The sequence below is a fragment of the Bacillus sp. GMs2/2 genome, assembly GCF_050172095.1.
Taxonomy (GTDB): Bacteria; Bacillota; Bacilli; order Bacillales; family Bacillaceae_G; genus Bacillus_A; species Bacillus_A cereus.
Genome location: NZ_JBNLYE010000174.1, coordinates 1 through 8418, shown reverse-complemented (window position 1 = coordinate 8418; position 8418 = coordinate 1). Strand labels below are relative to the sequence as shown.

Genomic DNA, 8418 nt, shown 5'->3' with positions numbered 1-8418 from the left:
ATCGAACGAAATATGAATTACCTGCCAATATATAGTGTAAGACAAAGGAGGGCTGGAATATGAAGGGTGAAATAGATTACGCACATTTAATCCAATTAACTTTATCAGGAAATAAAGAAGCATATAGCAAGTTGTATGATAAAACGATTCAAGAAGTATATAAAACAGCACATTTTTTAATAGAGGATAAAACGGATGTAGATGATGTCGTTCAAGAAATATACATACAACTATATGAATCGCTTCGTAAGTATGATAGCGAGAAGCCATTTCGTCCTTGGCTAATTGGACTTGCGATTAAACAAATTCACTCTTATAGAAGAAAGAGGTGGATGCGACTACGAATTATAAAAAAAGCAGAAGAGCAAAGAAAGTCAGTGCAAATTGATTTTTCTAACGATGTTGTAAGTAAAATATCAAACCAAAAACTAATTGAACTCATTCATAAATTACCGTATAAATTGAAACAAGTTATTATCTTAAGATACTTACACGATTATTCACAAGAAGAAGTAGCACAAATATTACATATTCCAATTGGTACTGTGAAATCTAGAATTCACGCAGCATTAAAGAAACTACGTCAAAAAGAGCAAGTAGAAGAAATCTTTTTAGGAGAGGTAGGGAATGTGAAATGAGTTTAGATTGTAGAGTTAGGGAATCTATACAAGAAGAAGCAAAAGGTATTGTTGCCCCGCCGGATTTAAAAGAAAAAGTAATCGTACAAATAAAAATGAAGCACGGGCGGAGTAAGAGGAAGAAACGCCTTATCGCAGGAGTACTTGCAGCAGCTCTTTTAATCCCGACGACTGGTTTTGCGTATCAATCTATTATGGCGGATGGTATATACGGATCTTTCGAGAATTTAAAAAAACATGCCGGAACGATGACATTAGAGGCGTATATGCGTTTTAGTGCAAAATTATCAGAGGCGAAAGATGAAATGGGTACGAAGGAATATGAAGAGTTTACAAAAGAACTAAAAAAATTAACAAATGCAAAACTTACGTACGGAGATTCGAACGGTAATATTGATTATGATCAATTATCACCAGCAAAAAGAGAAGAAATGAAAAAGGTAAGTATGGGTCTTCAGCCATACTTTGATAAATTAAATGGTCATAAGTCTAGTAAAGAAGTATTAACACAAAAAGAGTTTGACCGTTATGTGGAAGCTTTAATGACATATGAAATCGTACAAGTGAAGACAAAATCAACTGGTGGGATGAAAGTAGAAGAAGTACCTGAGGCGTACAAAGAAAGATTTATTAAAGCAGAGCAGTTTATGGAATATGTAAATGAAAAGGTGCAATAATTAGAAAAGCTCATAGCCTTAGCTTTGAGCTTTTTTATTGAAACAAAAAGGAGTGTTCAATTATACTTTTTCATATTTGCATTATCTTTTTGTATAAAACAATCTAAAAGGGAATAACCAGCTATTAAACTAATTATCGTAACAAAAGTTGTATTTATTAGAATAATATTAACTAAATAAGGTAGGTATTCTGCAAGTGGTGAAAAGAGTAGTGCTGGGGAAAAGGAAATGAATAGTGTAGGCACTGTAATAGCAATAAATTTATCCGGTTGAAAGCTCCAGTTTTGTTTACTTGTTTCGCGATTAATAGATTGAAGGAATCGTAATAAAATGCCAACTATAAGAGGGAAGAGTGTAAAGTAGAATAATCTTGGATAAACGTTAAAGTTCACTTGCGTGTCTGTATCTAAATAAAATTGAATTTTTACTCCTACAAATAATAATAAGACGATAAATAATGTAAAGCAGAGGTATAGCATCAATTTTTGCATTATATTCCACCATCCTTTACTCAAAATATATTCAAAAAAAGAAGAGATATACAATAACTACTGTTGTATATCTCTTCTTTTACTGTTAGTTAATAGTGGAGTTTCCTTTTTCTTGCTTCGTGAAATAATCAATAATGCCCATTGCACTAATTTCTATATCTAGATGTAAAATATTATAAACGGAATGATCTGATGGAACGTTTAACTTTGTAAGATGAGAAGAGATTTTATCCATTAACAAAGTTTGTAAAGCTTTAGTCGCTTCATCGAAATCATTATACTTTTCAAAGACTTCCTTACCAGTATGAACGAAAATAGGTAGCCAATGTTCCAGTTGATTGTATACTTCTGTAACATGAGAGGATGCGCCGTAATGACCGAAATAAATAGTATCTACATCCATACTTTGAATATGATTTTTAGAAGCAATCATCGCATCTGGTTGAAATTGTGAAGGGGACGTTGATGGTAGATACAGTTCTACACCAACGTTTGCGAGTTCTCTATAATAAATTCCAATTGTATCACCAGTGAAAATCCCGTTTGTTAATGAATCGTGAATGCTAATATGGTGCTTCGCATGTCCTGGTGTATCGTAAAATGTAAGGGTGCGGTCTTTTGCAATTTTTAACGTATCACCATGTTGTACAATACGAACACGTTCTTCTTCTATAGGAAGAATTGGATCAAATAGTTTATCAAAATCTTCTTTGTATACAGCTTTTGCACCTAAAATGAGTTTTGTTGGGTCAATCATATGACGAGCACCGCGAGAATGCACATATAAAGTAGCATTTGGGCACTTTTCCATCATTAAACCAGCAGCCCCTGCGTGATCTAAATGAACGTGTGTAACGATAATGTTTTTAACTGCGTTTAAATCAATATGTAATTGTTGTAAGCCTTCTAAAATATACGGAAGAGAAGGGGCTGCACAAGTTTCAATTAAAGTAATATCGTCACCTAATAAAACGTACGTACCAGTTCGTTCATTATGTTGTAAATCGAAATCATCAATCAGATATAGGTGAGAAGATAATTGCTCTACTTTTTTCATATTTACCACTCCTTATATACTTCATGTTTCTATTATACGCTAAAATAGAAAAAAGGCAGAAAACGAAGCTCGTCTTCTGCCTTTTTGTAATATTATTATTTCGTTTGTTGTTTATTAATAGACATAATGAACAGTCCAACAATCCCGCCTACTAATGGAAGCATAATCTCTCCTGCTAAATTAAAGTAGGAGCTTAAGAATAAACCATTTACATCGATTACCCAGCCAGTAACATACAATAACATCATATATAGTACGAAATAAAACTCGCGATTTGAAATCGTTTCATGTTGTGCAGTTTTCATAATGGACACCATCCTTTTCTTTTATAATGGAATATAAACTGTCACATTTTGTTCACATTTCAATTGTAAAACTTTCCATCATAAAAGTCTAGTAGTATGTGTCGAATTTTGAACGAAAATAAAGCGCTATCATTATATCTTATAAGTACGTAATAAGAGATGTATATTCACGAATGTAGTATAGTATAAACATAGAATGATAGTGAAGAGAGGGGCAAAGACAATGACAGTTTATGATTTTTCAGCTAAAACAATTACCGGTGAAGAAAAATCGTTAAAAGATTACGAAGGAAAAGCACTTCTTATTGTAAATGTAGCTAGTAAATGTGGTTTCACACCGCAATATAAAGGATTACAAGAGGTGTATGATAAATATAAAGACCAAGGACTTGAAATACTCGGATTCCCTTGTAACCAATTCGGAGGACAAGAACCAGGTACAGAAGCGGACATTACTAGTTTTTGTGAATTAAACTACGGTGTAAACTTCCCAATGTTTGCAAAGGTTGATGTGAAAGGTGATAAGGCTCATCCTTTATATACATACATGACAGAACAAGCACCAGGTTTACTCGGTATGAAAGCAGTGAAATGGAATTTTACGAAGTTTTTAATCGGAAAAGACGGGAAAGTAGTAGGGCGTTTTGCGCCGCAGACGAAGCCGGTAGATTTAGAGGTTGAGATTGAGAAGGTACTTGGAGAATAATTAGGAGTTTCACTTTATTAAAAAACGTCTCAAAGAACAATGTAGTTCTTTGAGACGTTTTCTTTAAACTCACATTTTCAAGATTAAATTACTGTATCAAAGCCATCTGATTTAGGTAGAGAAGCTGCTTTTTTCATAAGCACTTCCCATAAGTGTACGGATTTCTTCCATTCTGCTGCAGCCTGCCCCTGTTTATACATAGCGTTCTCATAACTGGCAGTAAGTTGTTGCATATCGGCCGAGTTGTAAAGTGTATCGATATGGAGAGCGTATTCTCGGAATGTTTGACTTTCACCCCGTGGTATGCCAATTCTTGCAAATTGTTTTAAAAGTGCACCGTAAGCTTTTTGATAAACAGCATCATTTTTTCGGTATTTATAGAAATGAATAATAAGAAATGTCCTCCATATCATTCTAGTGGTGAAGAGAATGTATCCCATAATACTAATTAGTATCGTAGAGAGGAATACGTACCACCAAGAAAAACTAGTTTGAGAATTTGTGACCTTTTTAGTAGAAGCTTCTTCTGTATTTTTTATTAAACTTTTAAGTTTTGCTTCATTATTTCGTTGTTGTATTTGCGTGTTATTAGAATTATTTGCTTCGCTATTTTGTGAAATAGGAGCAGGCGTATTATTTATAAAATTATAGGGATTAGTAAATCCTTTTGTTGGTTCGAATGGAATCCATCCGTATCCTGGGAAATATACTTCGACCCAAGAGTGTGCGTTATCGTTCGTGATTGTATAAACATCCTCACCTTCTGCAGAGGCAAGTGTATTGTCAAGAGTTCCTTCTGTATAGCCTTTTACCCAGCGAGCAGGAATCCCGGCAGAACGAAGTAGTACAATCATAGACGTCGAAAAATTATTACAGTAGCCGCTTTTTGTATCGAAAAGGAATTGATCTACATAATCTTGGCTTTTGGCAGGGAATAAGACATTCGTTGATTCGTATGTAAAAGAGTTGTCTGTAAAGTAATTTTCAATAGCTAATACTTTATCATATCGGTTGTCTTTATCATTTGTAAGATTGACAGCCAAGTCTTTTACGCGCTGTGGTAATGACTTGGGAAGTTGTGTGTACTTTGTCATAAAATAAGGATTTGTTTCTTGACCTTGATTTGTTTTTACAGCTTTCAAGTTTTCTATGGAAAACTCAGGGATCTCATATGTTACTTTATACGAATGTAAAGTAGTAGAAGAGTCTCCATTCATTGTATAAATTTTTTCTGAAAACGGGTCAACACTGTATGATACATCAGAAGCAGCCTCAACTGATACTAATCCTGCTGGATAGGTAAGGTGAGGATAACTTTTTTGCATGGTAATTGTTGCCTCAGTCGTTTTCATTTTTGTATTTTGTTCGTACCAGCTTACGACGTTGTTTTTATTTTTAAAAGAAATCTTTTTCGGATTTTCAGAAATTTCCCAGCCTTTTCCTGTATAAAAATCTTTTGTTTCTACTCTCCAATATTGTTTGTTTTGCGTTCGTGCTGTGAAAACAACTGTAGGATCCGCCTTAAAAGGACCGCCTAATCGCGAGTCATCTAAACCATACCCAATTGTATAAATTTTTTGTTCTTTACTTGCTTCAGATGTGTTGAATTTTAAAAAATCCATTGGGTTTGGCCATTGAGGGCCAAATTTTGGAGCAAAGTATGCAATGGTTGCTAATAATACGATAAATATTGTAAGTGGTCTAAGTAATTTTGAGATTTCTCTAGCATAATTTTGTAAGTGTTCACGTTCTTTTATTCGTTCTACTTGAAGAAGACTAAGCATAAAAAAGCCGATGACAACAGTACGAATAATAGCGTAGTTTGCATTGTATAAATGTAAGTTATGAAAAGTTGCGATATAAATAATAGTCAATACAAGGAATAGAAACCCACGTTTTTTATGAATAATCCAAAATGAAGTGAAAGAACTCAAAAACCAAAATGAGAGAAAAAATAAAACCGTCGGAAAAACTGGAGAAATATCTAGTAAATTCCCTTGGAAAAACAGGGAGGAATTTCGAAACATATCAGAAAAGAATGTTGTTAGCCAAGATGGATTTATAAAAGCATTTTTATAATATAGGGAATGAATGATAAATAAGACTGTGACAATTTTTATAGGAATCTGCCACCTCGTTTGAAAAAAAGAGAGAGCGAAGCAAATTCCTATAAATGTTACGAAAATATCTAATCTACCTACATTTGTAATACCTATAAGAGGTCTTAGCCATTCTAGTAAAAGAAGAAATACACATGCATGCATGAAGAATCTGTTCGTATCCCACTTGTATTTTGCTTGTAATATCATCATTTGTTCACCTCAAAAAACACGTTTGTATACCGGTTTTCATAAACCGTGTTTACAAATATTTGTCGTTTTTTTAGAGTTTCTAGTATACTGAGTTCTCGGTGTGAAAGTTGATTCGCTTTTTCTTTCACGACAAAAACCATACATTTTCTATTTCTTATAGCAGCACAATCAGCCGCCTTTTGAATATCGGGAGAAAGATTACTGGTCACGAGTATAACCGTGACGGGCTCATAAATTTTTCTTAGTTCCATGTCTACACTCTGGGAGAGCGGGAATACACTGTCTGCTTGTACTTTTGCTAAATGACAAAGGATTTGTTGTAACTGCGTATCTCCATTGTCTAAAGGGAAAATAGTTTGTTCTTTTCCGATAGACACGAATGATGCTGGTGAATTTTGTTTCAAGACAGCCCTTACGATAGAGGCAGTAAATGTGACGACTGATTCGAATAGAGGAGACTCGGTTCTGTCTATGAATATCATGATATTATGGCTGCGCTGTTGTTCAAACTCTTTTGTCATAATATTGTTTGTTCGTGCAGTTGCTTTCCAATCGATCCATGAAAAGCGATCGCCAGGTTTATAGTCTCTGACACCGACCGAGATTGTAGAGTCTTTTGCTGAATTTATATTTGCTGAAAGCGCTCCTTGTTCGAAATGATTTTCCAATTGTCGATACGCTATATCTACATACTGGGGATAGACTAAAAATGTATTTGGAACTGAAAAAGTTACTTCTTTCTCCATCATGCCGAATAAATCGCCAGTTTTGACACGAACGCTTGAAAAAGTGTGCTCGCCTCTAGGGATTGTGTCAATAACATATTGAAACGAAATATTTCGTTTCAATCCTGGGAAGAGTACTACCTTATTCATCTTTATTTGTTTACAACTTATAAATTGTGGTGGCAGTTCATCTTCTATAACTAAATAAAGTAAGGGAAAAGGAAATTTTCTTTTTATTGTAATCGTGCTTACAAATTGTTCTCCTACTACATATCCATTTTGGTTTGTTATTCGCTTTACTTCAGCGTCCCGTAAAGCGTAGAAGGGGATTAGTAGTGAATAAAGAGCAATGGGAATTATGCTGTAAAATAAAAACCAACTGACAAACCCTCCTTGAAACATAGCGTACACAAATGTTAAGACTAGGCATAAAGGGAGTAGCAATAACTTCATAACGTGATATAGCGCTCGCAGCATTCGTTTCATCAAGGGTTCATCGCCCTTTGAGTAGGCACGGTAGTTCGTGCAACGATTTTTGCGATAACTTGTTCGCCAGTTATTCCTTCAAATTTTGCTTCCATTTTTAGAATGAGCCTATGCGTTAAAACGTAAGGAGCTAAAAGTTTAACATCGTCTGGAATAACATAATTTCTGCCATGGATAAATGCATAAGCTTGTGAAGCTTTCATTAAAGCAATTGAGCCACGTGGACTTGCACCTAGCTGTATAGAACTGTACGTACGAGTCTGATTAACAAGCTTTACAATGTAATGCTTAATTGCTTTGTCCATACTTACTACCCGTACGCTTTGTTGTAAATAAAGTAATTCTTCTATTGTAGTAATGGTCTGTAATTGAGAGAGTGGATTTGTTTTTTCCATCCGGTTTAAAATTTCAAATTCTTCTTCTGGTGTAGGATATCCCATTTTTAGTTTCAATAAGAAACGATCGAGCTGAGCTTCTGGTAGAGAATATGTTCCTTCATATTCGACCGGATTTTGTGTAGCCATGACAAAGAACGGCTTTGGTAAAGGTCTTGTAATACCATCTATTGTAATATTGCCTTCTTCCATACATTCAAGTAAAGCAGATTGTGTCTTTGGAGATGTACGATTAATTTCATCAGCAAGTACAAAATTCCCCATAATTGGTCCAGGCTTGAACTCAAATTGGAGCTCTTTCGGATTATAAATAGAAACTCCTGTTACATCTGACGGCAATAAATCAGGTGTAAATTGAATTCGCTTATAATCAGCATCAATGGATTTAGAAAGAGCACGTACTAGCATTGTTTTCCCGACACCAGGAACATCTTCTAATAGCACATGACCTTCAGCTAAGAGAGTTGTCAAAACTAAGATGGTTTCTTTTCGTTTTCCGACCATTATTTTTTCAATATTATTGATTATTTTTTCTACAGTGGGATGTAATGAATCAAGCTGGGGCATCGTAATCCTCCTAATGTTATTATCGTTTTCTAATCTATTTAGTGGACATATTTCTAATT

The 8418-nt window shown here is 34.5% G+C and carries 9 protein-coding genes; 3 read left to right on the top strand and 6 right to left on the bottom strand.

Annotated elements, in window-relative coordinates; all coding sequences use genetic code 11:
• Nucleotides 1-59 precede the first annotated feature (59 nt).
• Nucleotides 60-638 (top strand): sigma-70 family RNA polymerase sigma factor, encoded by a 579-nt coding sequence (locus tag ACQGS6_RS18750; RefSeq protein WP_000675563.1) that lies wholly within the window; start codon nt 60-62, stop codon nt 636-638.
• Complete coding sequence (locus tag ACQGS6_RS18745) at nt 635-1315, top strand: DUF3600 domain-containing protein (RefSeq protein ID WP_000050676.1); 681 nt, start codon at nt 635-637, stop codon at nt 1313-1315. The genes ACQGS6_RS18750 and ACQGS6_RS18745 overlap by 4 nt, the downstream gene beginning before the upstream one ends.
• Nucleotides 1316-1371: 56 nt before the next feature.
• Here the strand turns inward: ACQGS6_RS18745 and ACQGS6_RS18740 are convergent, their stop codons facing one another.
• The 3 genes from ACQGS6_RS18740 to ACQGS6_RS18730 all read right to left on the bottom strand — a co-directional run bounded on the left by ACQGS6_RS18740 (nt 1372) and on the right by ACQGS6_RS18730 (nt 3168).
• Nucleotides 1372-1806, bottom strand: a complete 435-nt coding sequence (locus tag ACQGS6_RS18740; RefSeq protein WP_001170916.1) for a hypothetical protein — start codon at nt 1804-1806, stop codon at nt 1372-1374.
• Between the two features lie 85 nt (nt 1807-1891).
• Nucleotides 1892-2863 (bottom strand): MBL fold metallo-hydrolase, encoded by a 972-nt coding sequence (locus tag ACQGS6_RS18735; RefSeq protein WP_000755002.1) that lies wholly within the window; start codon nt 2861-2863, stop codon nt 1892-1894.
• A gap of 95 nt (nt 2864-2958) precedes the next feature.
• On the bottom strand, nt 2959-3168 hold the full coding sequence (locus ACQGS6_RS18730) for a DUF3925 domain-containing protein (protein ID WP_000844984.1): 210 nt from the start codon (nt 3166-3168) through the stop codon (nt 2959-2961).
• Nucleotides 3169-3391: 223 nt separating this feature from the next.
• On the opposite strand from ACQGS6_RS18730, the gene bsaA reads away from it, so the two are divergent.
• Nucleotides 3392-3874, top strand: coding sequence for a glutathione peroxidase (bsaA, locus tag ACQGS6_RS18725; protein ID WP_000219434.1), 483 nt, complete (start codon nt 3392-3394; stop codon nt 3872-3874).
• 83 nt (nt 3875-3957) lie between these two features.
• On the opposite strand, the gene ACQGS6_RS18720 is transcribed toward bsaA, so the two are convergent.
• The 3 genes from ACQGS6_RS18720 to ACQGS6_RS18710 are packed head-to-tail and all read right to left on the bottom strand — an operon-like array spanning nt 3958 to nt 8359.
• A complete protein-coding gene (locus ACQGS6_RS18720; protein WP_426965417.1) occupies nt 3958-6186 on the bottom strand; it encodes a transglutaminase TgpA family protein in 2229 nt (742 codons plus the stop codon).
• A complete protein-coding gene (locus ACQGS6_RS18715) occupies nt 6183-7397 on the bottom strand; it encodes a DUF58 domain-containing protein (RefSeq protein WP_426965416.1) in 1215 nt (404 codons plus the stop codon). Before ACQGS6_RS18715 ends, ACQGS6_RS18720 begins: the two co-directional genes overlap by 4 nt.
• Nucleotides 7397-8359 (bottom strand): AAA family ATPase, encoded by a 963-nt coding sequence (locus ACQGS6_RS18710; RefSeq protein ID WP_426965418.1) that lies wholly within the window; start codon nt 8357-8359, stop codon nt 7397-7399. Before ACQGS6_RS18710 ends, ACQGS6_RS18715 begins: the two co-directional genes overlap by 1 nt.
• Between the last annotated feature and the right edge of the window lie 59 nt (nt 8360-8418).